16 protein-coding genes are annotated in these 19,538 nt (G+C 37.0%); 4 read left to right on the top strand and 12 right to left on the bottom strand.

Annotation, left to right across the window (positions count from 1 at the left end):
• Window positions 1–59 precede the first annotated feature (59 nt).
• Window positions 60–2,504 (bottom strand): AsmA family protein, encoded by a 2,445-nt coding sequence (locus JIV24_RS12275; RefSeq protein WP_200465339.1) that lies wholly within the window; start codon window positions 2,502–2,504, stop codon window positions 60–62.
• A 145-nt stretch (window positions 2,505–2,649) separates the two neighbouring features.
• On the opposite strand from JIV24_RS12275, the gene JIV24_RS12270 reads away from it, so the two are divergent.
• Window positions 2,650–4,230, top strand: coding sequence for a dipeptidase (locus JIV24_RS12270; protein WP_200465338.1), 1,581 nt, complete (start codon window positions 2,650–2,652; stop codon window positions 4,228–4,230).
• 74 nt (window positions 4,231–4,304) lie between these two features.
• Here the strand turns inward: JIV24_RS12270 and JIV24_RS12265 are convergent, their stop codons facing one another.
• From JIV24_RS12265 to JIV24_RS12225, 9 genes are all read right to left on the bottom strand, one after another.
• Complete coding sequence (locus JIV24_RS12265) at window positions 4,305–6,104, bottom strand: endonuclease (RefSeq protein WP_200465337.1); 1,800 nt, start codon at window positions 6,102–6,104, stop codon at window positions 4,305–4,307.
• Between the two features lie 88 nt (window positions 6,105–6,192).
• A complete protein-coding gene (locus tag JIV24_RS12260; RefSeq protein ID WP_200465336.1) occupies window positions 6,193–7,344 on the bottom strand; it encodes a hypothetical protein in 1,152 nt (383 codons plus the stop codon).
• 33 nt (window positions 7,345–7,377) lie between these two features.
• Entirely contained in the window at window positions 7,378–9,906 is a 2,529-nt protein-coding gene (locus JIV24_RS12255; RefSeq protein WP_234445815.1) for a TonB-dependent receptor, read from the bottom strand.
• Window positions 9,907–10,138: 232 nt separating this feature from the next.
• The gene (locus JIV24_RS12250) at window positions 10,139–10,711 is read right to left on the bottom strand and encodes a TetR/AcrR family transcriptional regulator (protein WP_200465335.1); all 573 of its coding nucleotides are present in this window, start codon (window positions 10,709–10,711) and stop codon (window positions 10,139–10,141) included.
• Window positions 10,712–10,810: 99 nt separating this feature from the next.
• On the bottom strand, window positions 10,811–11,788 hold the full coding sequence (locus tag JIV24_RS12245) for an ROK family protein (RefSeq protein ID WP_200465334.1): 978 nt from the start codon (window positions 11,786–11,788) through the stop codon (window positions 10,811–10,813).
• An 89-nt stretch (window positions 11,789–11,877) separates the two neighbouring features.
• Complete coding sequence (locus tag JIV24_RS12240) at window positions 11,878–13,200, bottom strand: MFS transporter (protein ID WP_200465333.1); 1,323 nt, start codon at window positions 13,198–13,200, stop codon at window positions 11,878–11,880.
• Window positions 13,201–13,503: 303 nt separating this feature from the next.
• Window positions 13,504–14,091 carry an FKBP-type peptidyl-prolyl cis-trans isomerase gene (locus JIV24_RS12235; protein ID WP_200465332.1) on the bottom strand — a complete coding sequence of 196 codons (588 nt, stop codon included), beginning with the start codon at window positions 14,089–14,091 and terminating at the stop codon, window positions 13,504–13,506.
• A 62-nt stretch (window positions 14,092–14,153) separates the two neighbouring features.
• Entirely contained in the window at window positions 14,154–14,702 is a 549-nt protein-coding gene (locus tag JIV24_RS12230) for an FKBP-type peptidyl-prolyl cis-trans isomerase (protein WP_200465331.1), read from the bottom strand.
• Window positions 14,680–15,714: a DHH family phosphoesterase gene (locus tag JIV24_RS12225; RefSeq protein ID WP_200465330.1), complete on the bottom strand. Its 1,035-nt coding sequence runs from the start codon at window positions 15,712–15,714 to the stop codon at window positions 14,680–14,682. The genes JIV24_RS12230 and JIV24_RS12225 overlap by 23 nt, the downstream gene beginning before the upstream one ends.
• Window positions 15,715–15,811: 97 nt before the next feature.
• Here JIV24_RS12225 and ndk point away from each other — a divergent pair, with 97 nt between their 5' ends.
• Window positions 15,812–16,243, top strand: a complete 432-nt coding sequence (gene ndk / locus JIV24_RS12220; RefSeq protein ID WP_200465329.1) for a nucleoside-diphosphate kinase — start codon at window positions 15,812–15,814, stop codon at window positions 16,241–16,243.
• 106 nt (window positions 16,244–16,349) lie between these two features.
• Here ndk and JIV24_RS12215 read toward each other — a convergent pair whose 3' ends face one another.
• Window positions 16,350–16,640 (bottom strand): DUF721 domain-containing protein, encoded by a 291-nt coding sequence (locus tag JIV24_RS12215; protein ID WP_200465328.1) that lies wholly within the window; start codon window positions 16,638–16,640, stop codon window positions 16,350–16,352.
• Complete coding sequence (recF, locus tag JIV24_RS12210; RefSeq protein ID WP_200465327.1) at window positions 16,637–17,752, bottom strand: DNA replication/repair protein RecF; 1,116 nt, start codon at window positions 17,750–17,752, stop codon at window positions 16,637–16,639. Before recF ends, JIV24_RS12215 begins: the two co-directional genes overlap by 4 nt.
• Before the next feature lie 230 nt (window positions 17,753–17,982).
• Here recF and JIV24_RS12205 point away from each other — a divergent pair, with 230 nt between their 5' ends.
• Both JIV24_RS12205 and ribH read left to right on the top strand, forming a co-directional pair.
• Entirely contained in the window at window positions 17,983–18,669 is a 687-nt protein-coding gene (locus JIV24_RS12205) for a tetratricopeptide repeat protein (protein ID WP_200465326.1), read from the top strand.
• Between the two features lie 72 nt (window positions 18,670–18,741).
• The gene (gene ribH, locus JIV24_RS12200; protein WP_200465325.1) at window positions 18,742–19,236 is read left to right on the top strand and encodes a 6,7-dimethyl-8-ribityllumazine synthase; all 495 of its coding nucleotides are present in this window, start codon (window positions 18,742–18,744) and stop codon (window positions 19,234–19,236) included.
• Window positions 19,237–19,538 lie beyond the last annotated feature (302 nt).

Below are 19,538 nucleotides of genomic sequence, written 5' to 3'. Positions count from 1 at the left end.
AAATTGATTCCATTAACGTCACTAATTCGTTTGTAAACGTATATATGAGCAAGGTTTGATTAAAATCCCTTCAAGAAATTATTCAATAATTTCTCTCCTTCTTTCTTTAAATCCTTCTCTACTTGCTTACGTGCTTTATCTAATCCAAAACTCAATTGAGGCTCCTGAACCGTACCTTTCACCAAAACATCCACTATTAAGTCATCGCCCGAAGTTGGTATGCTAAAACCAAATGAACCCGCCATCTTTGCTACTTCTTTGCGGCTTACAGGCATGGTAATTTTATAATTAATACTTTGATCAATCCCTTGAGTGCCCTGCACTTCAACCACTTTACCTCCAACTTTTGTTTTGAATGGCTTAACTATGACATTTCCTTTATCAAGAATAAAATTGATGTTTAAATCTTCAGCTTTCATCGATTTATAACTATCATTTTTAAGGGTAGAAGCCAAAGTGTTTTGTATTTTAGAGTTTGAAACTTCAACACTTTTCGAACGAAGCCATCCTCCCCCATTTATTGTTGACATTACCGGTTTGGCATTTTTTGCCAGAACGCTGTAATAGCTAAACTTAGGTGAAACTTTCCCCTCCGTATTTTTGGCCAGTGGCAATAATGAATCAACCATACTAAATGAATGTGCGGCCACATTTAAGTCCAGGTTACTACCTTCAATATTAAAATCCACATATGGCTTACTCATAGATGCTGTATTGTATTGTCCGTTCATCGTCATCGCTCCATCGAGTAGATTCATGTTGAGTCCATTAAGTTTAACAACTCCGTTTTTCATGGTCACCTTCCCCTTAGCCTGATAAATATTGAGCTTGTCATATACCAGTCTGTCAACTTTTGAGTTAAATACAAAGTCCAGATTCTTTGGCACCTCCACGACCTCTATTGGCGTTTCTCCCTCTACTGTTCCTTCTTCAGTAGAAGCCATTGCCAAAAATTCGTTTGTATTAATCAGTGCTGAGTGATGACTCAAACTGCCCTTTAATGTTCCATCCTTCAGTAAGTAAGCCAGGTAATTGTTTACCATACCACTAAGCTTAAAGTCACTTTTACCAATGATACAATCAAATGACTCCAGTTTAATCGAACGTGGATTAACAGTCATTTTGGAGTTTTTGATAAGAATACCCTGTGGCAAATCAGTACTCTGGTAATAAAAATCTTTTAACATCAATTTACCCGAAGCATTAAAGTCTTCATACTTCTCATTTTCTATTAGGGCATAATTGCCATCAATGACAAAATCAGTTTCAATAAGCCCCATTATATCGAAGCTATCCAACGGAATGGCATTTGCTAACGAGTGCAAATCAATGCGTCCTATTGCCTTCCCTTTAAATGTCGGATTCGAAACAGGCTTAATAACACTAAAAGATGCATCAAATGGATTCTCTGCCACTTTAAAATGAAATTTCTCCAAGTTTGTGAGGGTATTATCAGCACTACCGCCTTTATTTTCAACCAAAAGTTGAATATTTATCTCTTCTATGGATTCGGGCAAATCAGGATATTGTATCGCCCCATTTTCGACTGCTAAATCTAAATTAAAAGCAGGCAGATGCTCCTCATCAATATAATCTCCTTTTACAGCAGCTTTAAGATGCATCGAACCCTTCGTTTGTAATCCATCAAAGTCTTTTAAGAACTCCTCGGGCACTAATGCTAATAGAGATTTAAAATCGGTTTTTGTTGTTCCCATGGCCAAATCAAGTCCATAAGCTTCGTCTTTAACAGCAACTGTACCGTCCAATTGTAATGTAAGACCATTTACCATCAACTCGTTATCCAAAAAGCTAAAAATCATTTTCTCTAAATCAACACCAATACCGGCATCCAATTTAAGTGAAGCACCATTGATGTAATTTATTCCATCATAATTCACAAGTAAATGTTCTATTCCTGCATCTAACATCAGGTTCGTCTGTACTTCTGACATATCTCCAGATAAATCCATGTTAAAACCATTGATAGTCGAAGCAACATTCATCGAATGATCAACATAAGTGATGTTGGCATTATCAATAATGAAAGACTCTAAAACGATTTTAAACTCAGAAGATTCAGATTCATTTTCTACTTCAGTCTCCTCCTCAGTACTTATTGTAATATCCCAATTAGCCATTGAGTCAGGTAGCACAATGGCATTTAACCTTAAGTCAGATAATAAAACTGATTTAACAGCTAATTCTCCTGAAAGCGCTCCCATTAATCCAACTTCCGTTGAAAAATTTCCTAAATAGAGCAAAGTATCCTTTTCGAAAGGTGCTTTTCCAACAACCGATAAACCATCCATTCCCATGCTTATATTTGGAAAATCTTTTAGAAGAGACAATGAAAATTTATTGTAATTGACCTGAGCGTTCACATTCTCATTAATCTGCTTTTTAACCACACTCTCTATTTTACCTTTAAATAAAATAGGAAGCAACACTAACAAAACCATTATGCCAAGCACTACACTACCGGCTATTTTAAGAAACTTCTTCATCCTTCAGCTTTATTTTTATAATGTGATGATAACAAAGTTAGCAAAACCTTGTAATCACAATATGTAGTTTTCATAAAAGACCATAAAACAGCTAAACTGCTCGTTCATTTTTATATTTTTGTACATCTCGATAAAAGCTTTGCTAATGAAATTAAATATTGCACTTGCCCTCATGTTGATGGGAACCACACAGTGGCTGAATTCACAAATTAGAGCCGATTGGGAAGGCGGCGTACCCGAAGGATGTACAACAATAACCGTTGGTAAAGACGCCAGCTTTGACGGTTCCGTGATGACTTCTCACACAGATGATAGTCACAGAACCCGTTCGTGGATGAATATTACTCCGCCACAAAAACATGGGCGACGAGATAAGGCAACCATGTATTCGCGTGAAAAGGATGATTCGCGTAAAATGCCAGCCTACAAGCACACCCCAGTTGGTGAAATACCTCAAGTAAGGCATACATATGGCTTTATAAACTCGGCATATCCTTGTATGAACACCAAACAGTTAGCCATTGGTGAATCAACCTTTGGTGGTCGCGAATCATTGGTTTCGGAAGAAGGTTTAATTGATTGCCAACGACTTATACAACTCATGCTTGAGCGCTGCACAACAGCACGTCAGGCTATTAAAATGGCCGATGAACTGACTAAAGAATATGGTTACCGCGATTGGGGAGAATGCCTGACGATTGCCGATAAAAATGAAGTTTGGCATCTGGAGATGGTTGGCCCGGGAAAAGGAAAAGTTGGTGCTATTTGGGTAGCACAACGCGTTCCTGACAAGCATGTTAGCGTAAATGCGAACGCTGCACGCATATTGGAAGTAGACACAACCGATACCAAAAACTTTATGTATTCAGACAATCTGTTTGAACTAGCCAAAGACAGTGCCTGGTGGAATCCTGAAGAAGATAAATTTCGCTTTGCTTATGCGTATGCTCCTGAAGGACGCGAATCAATGGCGGCACGACGACGCGAATGGCGCACATTAAGTATGATGGCCCCTTCGCTGGATTTAGATCCCGAAGCTACAGACTATCCTTTTTCGGTTAAACCAGACGAAAAGGTTACGCTTCATAAAATGATTGAAGTGTTTAAAGATTATTATGAGCATACACCATATGATATGGTTGGCCATTTAAAGAAAGTAACCGAAGAGGGCGACACCATTCCTCATCCATACGCCAATCCTTTTATGCCGTATGATAAATATGACCTCCATAATATTGAAGGCGGATGGGGTAAATTAGGTGAACGTACCATTGCACGCTGGTACACCATGTATGGTACCATCACTCAAAGCCGTGACTGGTTACCAGATGAAATTGGTGGGTTGGTATGGATGGCACAAGATAACATTGCTACATCTGTCTATATTCCGATTTATTGCAGCGTATCAGATCTACCTGCTTCATATAAAGCTCCTGGCCGAAATGGCTTTAATCGTAATTCTGCCTGGTGGGCCTTTAATCGCATGAGTACATTGGCCAGCCTTCGGTGGAATGATGCACGCCACGATGTAGATAAGGTTTTTCTACCACTTCAGGAAGAGATATTTGACCAACAACGTGACATTGAACTTGCGGCTATGAGCATGGGACGAAAGCAAACAATAGCACACCTTACCCGCTATACCATTAAATGGGGCAATCGCGTTGTTAATGAGGCATGGAAGCTTGGCGATGATTTATGGACAAAATACGATGAGAAGTTTTAACCGCTAGATATAATAAAATAGTAAAGGCTGCTTTCATAAAGCAGCCTTTTTTTTGTATTTTGTAAATATGTGAGCTATTGAATGATAACTTTTCGAATAGCTAATTTTCCATCAACTTCCAGCCTTAGAAAGTACATACCTTGATTAAATCCACTGGCAATCATCTCATTTCTAATTACACTTCCACCTACTTTAATAAGCTTTGAATAAACCACCTTTCCTGTCACATCAATAAGGCTTATCGTTACCTGCCTGAAAATTTCATTACCCAACACTTCAACCGTTAAGTTATCCTTAGCCGGAATTGGGTATACTTTAATTTTTAAAGGCGTAGAAAGTTCATCATCAATATCAGTTGGGGCATCCATGGTGTGCATGCCCAGATTAGAAATAGTACCCTTGCTGTTACTCTCCCAATCATTTTCATTAAAGGTAGTGGATGGACTATTAACATATGATTTACGAACTAATGTAACATCTTCTCCCCAAAAAGAGGAATTATTAAAAGTACCAATTGCATCAATATAAGTTCCATTCTTAAACAGCCCAATCGGATCATTGCCATTAAAACCTAAGGCCCATGAATCAGTTAATAAATCAGCTATAGATTTAATGGCAGTTGAAGAACCTGAATTACAAACCACATACACATCGCCATTGTCAATACTCCCCGACAACACCAACTCATCTGTCCATAGTCCTCCTCCATTTATCTGCTTTTTAATTGAATAATTTGATAAATCTACCTCACTACCGGTAAAGTTGGATATTTCAAGCACTTTATCTGAGGCAGCTCCTTCTATGTATTCCGAAAAGAATAAATCATCGGCTCCACCCCCACTCCAAAGCAATGCTGCACTAACTACATTGCTTTCAGCACTATTCCCATCTCCATTGAACGCAATTACGTAATAGTAATAATTTGCACTTCCAACTACAGAATGGTCTTCAAATTGCAAGACATCTACTCCCAGCGTACCAAGTTCAAAAAAATTAATATTATCAGTCGATCGATATACCTTATAACCTGTTTCGTTGTCAACATTGGTCCACGAGATAGTAATCTCTGTTTCACTAGATTGGATAGACACTGTTGGCACTAATGGTCCTGAAGTATAATTGATAAAAGCTCTTTCAACGAGTTCAGGATAGTCGACATATGGATTCCTGTTACCTTGAAAGGTTTCAATATCATCGTTTCGAGAAATTTCGGCCGCATCAACTGGGTCGCTCAAGTGCCATTGGTATAAAGTATTTAAATTACCGACCGAAGAAATATCACCAACAGTAGAAGCATACATAGTATAAAAATAAAAAATAGCCCTGGCACAGTTTCCTTTATGATCTTCGCGAGGTTCAAATCTTGAACCTGTTGATTCACTATAATAATCAATGTTACTAGATGGTTTTGATGACTGTGAGTTCGAACCATACATCCACCGAGTAGTATGGTCATCATTTATCTCGGAAAATGGATTGTTTGAACGCTCTGAATTCCAACTACCATAGGTTGGAAATAAATGGTGAATATCAGATCTCATTGGCTCTGCTTCGCCAAAAAAACTTTGTGGCACCGTATGTTCACAATTAACCGGATCCGGGTTTGTACTTGTATTTGTTGATTGCCAAGATTTCTCATAACCAGAATATACACAAGTTATGGTGTTATTGTCATTGTCTATACTTTGATACATCTTTTGACGAGCCAATGAATAACCCAGTTCACTATGCTTGCCACTATACCAATTTGATTTCAACCACTGCTTTAACGCCTCACCATTAAGGGTCGTTGGAGGTTCCTGAGCTAATGAGTTTAGCCCAGACAAAAGCAATACCAAGCACAGTACTACCGATACTCGTAAAAACGTTCTCATGAAATCATCCTTAATAGATTAAATTTAGTTTTAAAAAACAAAAGCTACATAAACATGTAGCTTTCGTTTATTTAACTTGTATTCTTTGTTATCCTTCAATAGCCTCTAGTGTGATTTCCCACATTTCGGCCTGACCATTGTATACTTTGTAATGAACTTTGTATACATCTCCAGCCACAACATCAAAGTTAGCTTTCAAGATGGTAGAAATTTTCTCAATTCTAACTTCTTCTGATTCTTCACCCTTACCTTCACGTACATCGAAGTTTTTATATTGTCCATTGCCTACCAATGCGTAATCGTCATCTGTTAAAGTGTATTCAACTTCATGAGCCTTGTCTACTTTAACGAATTTAAGTGGCAACATAAACTTCCAGTAACTTTGAGTATAATCAGGTGAAACCACCTTGTATGCAACAGTTCCGCTTACCGGCATTACACTTTTTAATTCAGACCAACCTTCATCTCCTAACTGACACACAACATATCTATCAAAATAGTTACGATAAACAAAACAAGTATAGTTTCCAGCACCTTTACCAGATTCTATTGAAAATGTAACTATTTTCTCTTGCGCTTCTTCGATACTATAAAAATTATTGTAATTGCCATTACCCAGTGACTCGTAATCTGCATCAACTAACTCATATGAATCGTCGCCTTCGTAATCTAAAACATCAACTGTATTATCATCGTTTACTCGCAAATAACGAGATTGAGCCGATTGATAGAAGTTATACTTTACAGTTTGTTGTGTTCCAACAGCCACTTTCTCGTACTTATACTTTTCATTTAAGAAAATAGGTATTGCATACTCTGCCGCATCTTCATCATCAAAATTAGGGTAATACTGACCCATTTCGGTGTAATCATCACTTTCTAGTTCGTAGGCATTATCCTCGTCAACAAATGGTTTCTCATAATAATTATAAGTTACCATCATTTCAGTCGTATTTGGCGCTGTGAATCTCTTGTTTAAAATTTCTGGTAAGAAATCTTGTGGCTCAGCATACTTTGAGAAATTTTTATATTGCCTCACGCCCTCATCGCTTGATAACTCATAATCAGCATCAGTTAATACATGTGCTTCAGGAGCTTTTTCAAATTGAGCAAAGAATACTGCCTCTTCCTTTTCAGCCATTAGTTCTTTATCCATATCTGCATGGATATCTTCCATTGGATCACAAGCTGTTGCAAACAATCCTAACAGGGCTAATGTATATAATACAAAGTTTTTCATGTTCTTAAAATATTGTTGTTTGAATGCTAATGATTAAAAGTTAATTTTTAAACCTGTTGCCCAAGTTGTTCCAAAACCATAATACACAAGAGCTGACTCTGCTGTATGGTCAGCACCATCTTCAGCATCAATAATGTAATCTACATTAAGCAAATTATTAACATTACCATATATACTTGCATCAAGGCTACCTATTTTAAATCCATAGCGGAAATTTAAATCGAGTATGGTAGCATCAGGTAATTGCCAAGAATCACTTGTGTCATTTGCATCAGTTCTGTTAACTGGATTAAAATCGGCAAAGTTTTTACCATAATGATTAATATCAAAACCAAGCTTTAATTTTGGCAATACTTCATAATTGACACCAACTGCAGCCGTTAATTGAGCAGCATTACCTACATGTACATCTTTCAAATAAGCTTTATATTCTCCAATTACATTTTGGTCATCGTCTAACAATGTAAAGTCAACATCATCCTGCCATATCCACTCACCCAATGAGAACATACCATGGACATCCATTTTATTTATTGGTTTCCATGTAACTTCTAATTCAACACCTGTATGTAAGGCATTCAAACCAGGAATGTTAGCTGCAAAATCATCACCACTGTTAGGATCATAGAAAGTTCTAACCAAACCTTTATCTAACCAGTTAGTGTAATATGCCCCAAACTTAACATTCAATCGACGACTCGTATAACCATAACCTAAATCAAAAGATAAAACACGTTCGTATTTAGCATCTTTATTTACTTCATTAGTGTAGTTTAGGTAGGCAGTTCTAAAGAAAGGCGAACGCGTAAAATAACCTCCATTTAGGTATACATTATTCTTTTCATTGATATTGTAGTTAAATCCCCCTTTAACACTCCAAGGTGTAAAACCTAAACTCTCAGATTCCTGATTATCTGGCGTGTAGTTAAAGTAGTCGATTCGAGTGTAATTTTTGTGCGAAATGGTTGCAGTTAAAAATGCAGAATATTGCTCAGTCGTATATTCTACCTGACCAAATAACCCAGCCCATTTAACTATACCATCATTGTGGTATGAATATCTATCACCCTCAACAAGAGGTGTATTATCTGGACGATTTACATTATTATCATCTAAAAAGTACTGTCCTCCCAATAAGTCAGTAATTTCTTTGTAATGTTCTCCAACATAATATCGGCCGTCAAATCCACCTGTTATTTTCATATTACCTACCGTTTTTGTTAAAGTAGATAGTACACCATACCAATTATGCTGGTTTACACTTAGACCTTCAACCACATTTGATGTGCCACTTGCAACATTATCTGCAATTGTTGTATCAAAATCACGATACCCATCTGGTCCTACAGCTACATCGCCATCTCCATCCATTCGACGTCCACCGCCCTGAGAGAAAGAAGCATACAGAGCTGTTGATAACATCATAGTCTCATTAATATTCCAATAGTGATTTAACGACATTTGAGGCTTATGGTATTCATTATATCCATAACCTGCACCATACCACTTACCATCCCTAACTCCTACATTAGGATTGTAACGTTTTCCATCACGATGATTACGTAGTGTTTCGATTGATGATTTCCATCCGCGTTGATTGTGCCATTGTGGAGCACCAAAAGCGGTGAATGAAATTCGATGATCATCGTTTATAATTTTAGATACATTCAAGAAATAACTGTATGCATCAAAACTTGTTCCTTTTATATATCCATCTCCCTGGGTACGAGCTCCAGAAACAGTAACGGCCCAATTATTATCTAGCAGACCTGTTGAAGCCGTAAAAGATTGTTTGACACGGCCATCATTACCGATACCAACATAAGCTGAGCCTCCTTTTTCAGCTTCTGTAGCAATTGTTATAATATTTTTAGTACCACCTACAGAAGAAAGTGCTAAACGAGATGCACCCAAACCACGCTGTACCTGAACTGAGTGTAAAACATCATTTAGTCCAGCCCAGTTAGACCAATAAACTTTTCCGCTTTCCATATCATTAACTGGAACACCGTTAATAAGTACACCAATATTATTGGAGTCAAACCCACGAAGTGTAATACGGGAATCACCAAATCCACCACCTCCTTTAGTGGCATATACTGATGGTGTTGATTTTAACAATTCAGGAAATTCTTGCGATCCCATCTTTTCCTCAATAAGCTGAGGCTTTATGTTAGATAGAGCGACTGGAGTTTCTCTATCCCTTGCTATTGCAGAAACAACAAGCACCTCATTAATACCAACAGTATTTGGAGCCAAGGCTATAACTCCAAGGTCTTTCGTTTGTCCATCACCAACCATTATTTCTTTGGTTTGGTTGATGTAACCCAAATATGAAAATTGAAGGGTGTTGGTTTGTGCCGGTACATCCAAAGTGTATGAACCGTCAATCATTGTAATTGTACCGATACTAGTTCCTTCGACAACAATTGCGGCTCCAATAAGCGCCTCATTTGTATCTGCATCGATAAGTTTACCTGTCACTTTTCCTTGTGCAAAAAGCGCTGTAACATTTAATAACATTAAAGAACAGCACACGGCTGTTAATACATGTTTTTTCATTTTGATGTGTTTGGTTAGTAATATATACTGTCTGCCAATTATTAATACTTATTTATTTTGCTGCAAAGATGAACAACTAGACCATTAGGTCGGTTTTCTAAATGTTAAAATTCTGTTAATTCTTCAAAATAGACTAAGAAAACCCCAATAAGTAATTAACATTTTTTAATAAGTTATCAACAGGGCAAAAACCTAACCAACAACACATCAAACTCAACACCACAGCACAGCGCTATTTCACAACAGATGATTGCTTTTGCGCAACACCATCCCAATACATATCAAAAGCAGCGTCGAACTCATCAGCAAAGCATTTCAATGGCTTTGGAAGTGACAGAAAATAATTAGCGGTAGCACGAGTAAAAGCAAAATCAAAGAAGGCGATCATATCTGTTTTGTATGCTTTCAATATCCCCATATTTACTTTTTGCATAATAAATCGTCGTGGTCCCTCTTTGGTATCCTCCACTAACTCAAAATGCAACTTCATATACGGGCTCGATTCAAAAATATTGATATAATAAAACTTAACAGGATGAGTAATGAACCACTTGACAATACGACTAAACACTTGCTTTGTATTTTCTTTTTGATCTTCATTCAAAATATTCACACATTGCTCTTCAACTTCAAACATGAGTTGCTTATAAATTTCAATAATCAGTTGCTCCTTGTTGGTTATGTGGTGATAAAGCGTTCCTTTTGCTATTCCCACTCGCTCAATTAGTTCGTTTACAGATGCTGCAAATCCTTTTTCTACGAACAATTCCATGGCACCCTGATATATAACCTGCTTCTTACTCATTTCTTCGATGTATTATCCTGCGAAATTAAGAGAAAATTACTTACATAAAAAAAAGGGAATCCAAAATGAATTCCCTCCTCATATATCAATTAGATGTACTTACTTATCAAGTTCTTTCCAGGCCAAAGCACTAGCTCCCACAATAGCAGCATCACCGGCATCAAGATTAGATGGTAGTAATTTTATCTTATTCTTGAATATTGGTAACAAGTGCGCTTCCATACTTGCCTTAGTTGGCTTAATAATAAAATCTCCAGCAGCTAAAGGTCCACCAAACAAGAAGATTGCTTCGGGACTTAAGTGATGAATCGTATCAGCAATACCTTGACCTAGATGATGACCTGTTAATTCAAATACTTCCAGCGCCACTTTATCACCAGCGACTGCTGCATCATAAATCATCTTAGAAGTTAAATCGTTATAGGTATGGTTAGCCAATGGACTATCTGTTGCATTGTATTTAGCCAACAGCTCAAAAGCCGTACGCTTCATTCCTGGCGCCGAGCAGTAGGCCTCTAAATGTCCTTTAGCACCGCATCCACATAAACGACCATCTGGCACTAATGTAGTGTGACCACACTCTCCGGCAAAACCATCATGACCATAAACCAAATCACCATTAACCACTACTCCACTACCTACTCCTGTTCCCAAGGTATACATCACGAAGTTTTTCATATCCTTAGCACCACCATAAATCATTTCACCAATTGCAGCAGCATTTGCATCATTCGTTAATGCAATAGCATCCATTTCCGGAAACTTCTCTTTTAAGAGCTTAACAACGTGTACCACACCTTCGAAAGATAAATTTGGAGCAAATTCAATGGTTCCATTATAATAATTTCCATTGGGTGCACCAACACCAATACCGACAATTTCAATATCTTCATTCGTCAGCTTCACATTGGTTATCATTTTATTGATAGCATCTGATAAATCCTGAATATAAACAGCCACATTACCATGAGATGGTGTTGATATTCCACCTTTTGATAGTACATGCCCCATTTCATCAACTATTCCAATGGCAGTATTTGTTCCGCCTATATCTACACCTACAGCTACTTTTTTCATCTGACTAGTTTTTAGTTAAAATATTCATTAAACAACCATGACTTCCTGTATAACAAGAAGTCATGGTGTTAAATATCGTTATCATTTAATTATTCAACTGGAATATCTGTATTCACGTTTTTACAACCAGCAAGAGCATACCACAACAAATAAACCAATGCAGCTACAATTACCCAGTATGATGCCATATAGCTAACTGTAATATCAGCAACAGCACCCTGAATCAATGGAAGTACTCCACCACCAACTACCATTACCATAAAAATACCTGATCCCATCTCAGTGTATTTACCAATTCCTTCTACAGCAAGGTTAAAAATTCCACCCCACATAATAGAAGTACATAAACCACAAAGTGCAAATAACATTACAGCTAGAGGTACAGTTTGCATACCAAAACTTAAATCAGACATAAACACAGGCATTCCTACAGAAATACTTGACGGAAGGAAAATACCAAGACCGACTAAAACAATACCCAAAGTACTAACAAAAGTCAACTGTGCTTTAGCTGAGAATTTACTTCCAAGAATACCACCAGTTAAGCGACCTATTAACATTAGGAACCAATATGTACCTACTACCGAGCCCGCTGCTGCAGGATCAATACCCATACCTGCAGCTCCGTCAGCTGCATCTTTTGCTGCTGTTAAGAACAGGTTAATGAAGTTTGGAATACCTACCTCAATACCTACATATAAGAAAATTGCAACTGTTCCTAAAACGAAGTGACGGAATGACATTGCACTGAACTTCTCTTTCTTTTTCTCAGTTTCAACTCCACGGTTATGAGGCTCAGGAATTGCGACAATTGCTAATACTATAAAAGCAGCAACAAAAATACCAATGGCAATTAATAATGCCGGAACAGCATTTTTCATGGTAGCTCTGGCTAAATCACCAATTAGGTAACCCCCAAGAATAGGAACTATAGTAGCAGCCATAGAGTTTAATGAACCACCAAATTGAATTAACTGGTTTCCTTTTTTACCTCCACCACCTAAAGTGTTTAGCATAGGATTAACAACAGTATTCAACATACACATTGAGAAACCTGAAATCAATGCTCCGGTAAGATAAACAGAAAAGATTGGTGTGAAATTATCGCCAATTTCATATGGCATTAATCCGGAAATCAACTGAACGCCTACACCAAAAATACCAAGTGCAATTGCTGTTAAGGCTGTAAATTTATAACCTTTTTTCTTCAACAGAATCCCTGAAGGCAAACCTAATAGCAAATAAGCCAAGAAGTTAGCGAAGTTTCCTAATTGCGACATCCAGTTAAGAATACCTTCTTGATTTTTGGCAATTACACCCATTGGGTTTGACAACCCAGTAACAAATGAAATCATTGCAAATAGAAAGAACATCATTACTATTGGCAACACCTTGTTGTTTTTACTCGACATAATTTAAATTGTTAATTCCAGAAGGCAAGCTAAGCTCTCCTCCCTTTGTTTTTAGTTTGTGTATAAATTTATAAATGTGTGTTTCATTTCATTTCCAAAGTAGTATTCTACAATTGTAAGCGACTACATACACTTAAAACAAAACGGTAAGCAAGATAATATTAAAAGTACAATTTCGACATCTAAACAATAAAAATGACCTAATAAAAATCAGATTTAAATAACCAGGTCATTAAAGAGCATAAAAAAAAAACCACCATCAATAAAATGACAGTGGCTTTGTTAAGATTTATCTTTTATAAATTATCTTCTTACTGTGGTAACTTCAATCTCAAAAATATGTGGTTGAAACTGATTGTCGGCAATTGTAGATGGCAAAACAACCTTTGCCTTACCAAACAATCGCATGTGCATAATTGCTTCGTTAACACCCGGAAAAACATTTGAACCAGCAACAGGAGCACCTCCAACGGGATAAGTTGTGAAGCTAAATGGCGTGATTGAATATTCATTACTTTCCAATAACACTTCAACGGTCGTCTCTTCATTTGTTATTGTATCCGTGTCGATAAAAATTTGGTAACGATTATATCTAAAACCTACAGTTTTATACGCACCAATGGAGTCTCCTTCACCAATGTGCGTATGATACATCATCATTCCCGACTCATATCGATGGTCAACCGTATCAACAGTTACTGCCGTGGTTGAATCTAATCGACTTAGACCGTTTTCCATTTCTTCGTTGTAATAACGCTCTAATAATGCCTGCTCTTGTTCCAGTGCCTCTTTAGCATTAAAATAATTGTTATTGGTTTCGCATGATGCAAACCCAACCGACAATACAAATACAGCTAATATAGTTTGGTTGAATACTTTTCTCTTATTCATTGTTTGTTGTTTTGTCTTTTCGACTAAAGCACAAAGAAAATCATTTTTGTGCAATCTTCAAATCATTTTGAATGTTCCGCCACTGGATGTATTATCTCTACCACTTCAATGTCCATCATCAATATGGCTAATTTTGGTATTTTATTATCATCACCAGCCAAACCATGAGCCAGGTATGGAGGAAGAATAAGCTTTGCAATAGCTCCTTGACCTAGCACTTGTACAAATTGCTCTAACCCGGCTTCAACCTGAGCTTTGCCAACGGTAAAATTCATTAAGCCTTCGGTGGCAGATGAATAACAAATCGTTCCATCAAGCAATCGTGTGGTATAGGCCAACACAACACCATCCCCAATACGAATAGAGTCTGCATTTGAAGGTGTTGTAATTTGATAATAATACCCGGTTTCAGATTTTTGCATATCCAAACCATTATCCTCGATGTACTTTTGAATCACCTCCTGTTCAGTATTCACCATCTGCCGGTTCATCTCGAGGAGCATGTCTTTAGTTACGCGCTTTCGTTGCTGTGCTTTTTCTTTGCAGTTTACAAAACCAAACAATAGAAAAGTACAGATTACGATATATTTAATTGTAATTATTGACTTCACAGAACTCTTTTAATACAGTTTTAAAACGCTCTACCGTCTCATCCAATTTTAACTTCGACTCACCACCGGCTGCATTAAAATGACCTCCCCCATTAAAATAAGTTTCACTAAATTTATTTGCCGGAAACCCACCACGAGAGCGAAAGGAGATTTTCACAATATCCTTCTTCTCAGTAAACATAGCTGAGAGATTAACGCCTTCAATCCACAAAGCCTGATTAACAAACCCTTCGGTATCCCCTGGCTTGAAATTAAATCGTTTCAACTCATCCTGACTTAAAGATATAAAAGCAGCTCTCTGCTCTGGTATACGCTCCATTTTTTCGCCGAGCGCATGCCCCAGTAAACGCATACGATCAAATGAGTTATTATGAAATATCATGTGATGAATATGCTCTTTATCAATACCCATGCGCAATAAATCAGCCACAATCAGGTATGTTTCGGGTCGGCTCGAATTATAGTTTAATGAGCCAGTATCAGTCATAATACCTGCATAAATACATTCGGCAGCCTCTTTAGTTATATTCTTTTTAAAACCTGCTTCATTTAATACATGAAACAATAACTCACAAGTTGATGATGCTTCGGGTACACTAATCTGAATATTGGCCGTATTAGCCTCCGGGAATGGATGATGATCAATCATGATTCGAGGTGTTTCATCCTCCTTAAAAACATTCCCCATTAATTTGATGCGAGATAAAGCATTAAAATCGACAAATATCACCAGTTCACAATCTTTAATTAATTGAGATGCTTTTTTAATATTCTTGTCATAAATCAACACATCCTCAACACCATGCATCCAATTTAAAAAATCAGGAAATTCATTTGGCGAAATGACAGTCGCGTCCTTCCCCATGTTTTTTAAAGTATTATAAAGTCCTAAAGAAGAACCTAATGCATCTCCATCAGGGTTATTATGTGGAACAATTACTACTTTTTGGCTGTTGTTTATGTTGGTCTTGAATAATTCTATTTGTGACTTGTCTTTTATATTCATTTGCATCTTTTATTGATTTTACAAAGATATAATTTTAAGAGACTAAAAATTTTGTAATTTAGGATTTATAATTTTTTACCTTACACTAAATAATCAGTTAAGTATGGAAGGATATAAAACACTTACCATGATTAAGCCGGGAGCTGTAAAAAACAGGCATATCGGCGCTATTTTAAATATGATAGAAGAAGCTGGATTTCGTATCTCAGCCATTAAATCATTGAAATTATCCAAAGAAGACGCAGAAACGTTTTATGAAGAACATAAGGGCCGACCATTTTTCCCCGATTTGGTTGATTTTATGTCATCTGGCCCGATTGTGGCAGCTATTCTTATTAAAGAAAATGCGGTTGCTGATTTTAGAAAATTAATAGGTAGTACCGATCCGGCAGAAGCTGAAGAAGGAACCATACGTAAGTTATTTGCCGCCAGCAAAGCTCATAATGCGATTCATGGTTCAGACAGTAATGAAAGTGCCGACAGAGAGAGCCATTTCTTTTTTAGCGATAAAGAATTATTAGAGAAACATCCTTAATATTGAAAACCTGTTGAATGATAGGTTTAACGAATTGATAAAATATAAAAAGTGGTCTTTGCATATAGCATAGAGCACTTTTTTCGTTACCATCATTTATTAGACATCAGCGAAAAACGATATCCTTCACAATGTTTTCACCTATCGCCTGGTTGAGATTGATTATAATTTTATCCTTCCACATCATTAGCTCATTTCTTAATACCGATGAAGTCATCTCTACAAACAAAATTCCATCTTTGATATATATCCGATGAGTTGCACGAGCCACCGATGCACCCAGAACTTTTTCCCAGTAATTAACAGCACGACTTTCGAGCAATCCTTTATTTAAGCCTTGTTGCTTAAGTGCCTCTTTAATAATTGAGCTTATGGCTTGCGTTTTTTTTCGTCTCATTCTTCCTCCCCTTCTATCAATACTTGTCCGCCTGCAACGTCAAATACTTTATAATCTTTTCCTGTTCGCTTAACAATATCAACCAGGTAAGCTTTATTGGTATCCGTGATGAAAATCTGATTAAAAACATCCTCCGAAACCAATTGCAGTAAACGATTACTGCGCGCATCATCTAGTTTATCGAAAATATCATCTAACAATAAGATGGGCTTTATCCCATTGTGTTTTTGTATAAATTCGTACTGAGCCAACTTAAGCGCTATCAAAAAAGTTTTCTTCTGTCCTTGCGAAGCTATTTTCTTAATGGAATAACCTCCAAGCAATAATTCTAAATCATCTTTATGAACGCCACGGGTAGTATAGCCTAAAATGGTATCTTTACTTCGTACCTCAAGCAGTTGTCTCTTTAAATCACCCTCATGCAAGTGTGATTTGTAGTTTAAGGCAATCTCTTCCTTTCCATCGGATATATATGCATAGTATTTCTGAAATACCGGCACCAGTTCTTTAATAAAGTCAATACGCTTATTATAAATACGATTGGCCAACTGCTCCAACTGCTCATCCCATAAATCAAGCATTGAATAATCACGCGCTCCACTTTCTTTTAACTGCTTAAGTGTGGCATTACGTTGCATCAAAGAGCGATTGTATCGCATTAAATCATCTAAGAAAGGCTTATCATACTGTGAGATAACACCATCGATGTATTTTCGTCGTTGCTCACTCCCCTCATTAATTAATTGCTCATCGGCTGGCGATATCATTACCAATGGTAACAAACCAATGTGGTTAGCTAGTTTACTATATTCTTTCTTGTTACGTTTAAAGTGCTTCTTCTGCGACTTCTTTAACCCACAATAGATATGTTCATCTTCATCCTGACGCTCGTATTGCCCTTGCACCACAAAAAACTCTTGCTCGTGAGTTATATTCTGGCTGTCAATGGAGTTGAAATAGCTTTTACAAAACGATAGGTAATACAGGGCATCAAGCACATTGGTTTTCCCAGCACCATTCTCACCTACAAGGCAATTTATACCAGGCGAAAAGTCAATTTCGGCCTGTTGAATATTTTTAAAATTGATCAAATTAAGATGCCTGATGTGCATGTGAATAGGTTTTGTGCAAAAGTAGTTAACCAACCGCGATTGTTCAAATTATAGAGTCCAATATTTCTCTCACAAACACCAAGAAGAACTTAGCAAAGTCAATCTATATTTTCCTAGAACAGAAGCTCGTTATAAATATATTTATCAACAAGCTATAAAAAGTAATAATCCACCTTTTGTTTTTATAGTAAAACGATTACTTTTGGCATTCGAATAAAAATTTACTTAAAATGTCAAAAGAGAAACATACGCCTCAAGACGATAGCTTCGAAAATGTGGAGAGCGCATTGAGTAAGACGGAGCACTTTATTGAAGAGAACCAGAATAGACTAACCATCATTGCTTTAGTAATAATAGTTATAGTAGCAGGTTATTGGGGAACAAAGAAATTCTATTTTATGCCACTTGAAAAAGAGGCTCAGGAAACTATCTTTTATGCTCAGCAGCACTTTGAGAAAGATTCATTCAACTTAGCTTTGAATGGAGACGGATTAAACGCTGGATTCCTTGATATTATTGAAGACTACGGTTCAACAAATGCAGGTAACTTAGCTGTTTATTATGCAGGTATTTCTAATCTTCATTTAGGCAATTATGCTGAGGCTGTTGATTACTTAAAAGGTTTTTCGACAAGCGAAGAGATGATTGCTGCTACAGCTGCCGGTGCATTGGGAGATGCCTATTCGGAATTAGGACAAAATGACGATGCAATTGCTCAATACAAAGATGCTGCATCATATGACAATACATTAACAGCACCTACCTATTTAATGAAATTAGGTGTAATGTATGAAGCAAAAGCGGATTACAAAGCTGCTGTTGAAGCATACAAAAAAATCAAAGACCAGTACAGCACTTCTGCTGAGGCTCGTCAGGTTGATAAATATTTGACTCGCGCAGAATTACAATTGAAGTAATTTGAACTAAAATATTTGAAAGAGGTTGTCTATTTAGGCAACCTCTTTTATTTTTGCACAAAACATAAAACAATGGCAACAAGTCTTAAGAACCTATCGGATTATAATATAGAAGATGTTCCTTCGGCCGCTGAAATGAAATTCGGCATTGTGGTATCGGAGTGGAACACTGAGATTACTGAGGCACTTTATAAAGGTGCATATGATACACTAATCAAACATGGTGCATCGGAAGATAACATTATAAAGAAATATGTACCAGGTAGCTTCGAGTTAACCGCAGGTGCAAAGTATATTGCTGAAATGACAAATGTTGATGCTGTTATTTGCCTGGGTTGTGTTATTCAGGGTGACACACCACATTTTGACTTTGTTTGTCATGGTGTAACGCAAGGTATCACACAATTAAACGTACAGTATCCTATTCCATTTATTTTTGGATTGCTAACAACCTTGAACCAGCAACAAGCACTTGACCGTTGCGGTGGTAAACATGGCAACAAAGGCGATGAAGGCGCTATAACTGCCATCAAGATGGTGCACTTAAACAAATCACTGACAGACTAGTAAAGTATTTCTAAAATAGTTACTGAAGCCCGGTTGAAGCCGGGCTTTGTTTTTACTCATATTAACCTGACATTTTCAGTCGAAAATCTGTCAAATTCATTAAACCTTGTCACTTTTTCTCAAAAAGTTCTGGTTTTTTCTCAGAACATTCTACGCTTTTAACAAACTTGCCTAAAAAATCTGCAGGCTGTTTTATAAAATTATCAAAAACATGTCGGAATATCTGAGAACAACATGGCTCGACGCCACATCCATCTCAGTATTTTATAAACTTTCGACAAAAAAACAGAGGCATTTGTACC

This window comes from Carboxylicivirga marina (assembly GCF_016612505.1).
In the GTDB taxonomy this organism is placed as follows: domain Bacteria; phylum Bacteroidota; class Bacteroidia; order Bacteroidales; family Marinilabiliaceae; genus Carboxylicivirga; species Carboxylicivirga marina.
This window is presented reverse-complemented; position numbering and strand designations above follow the sequence as displayed.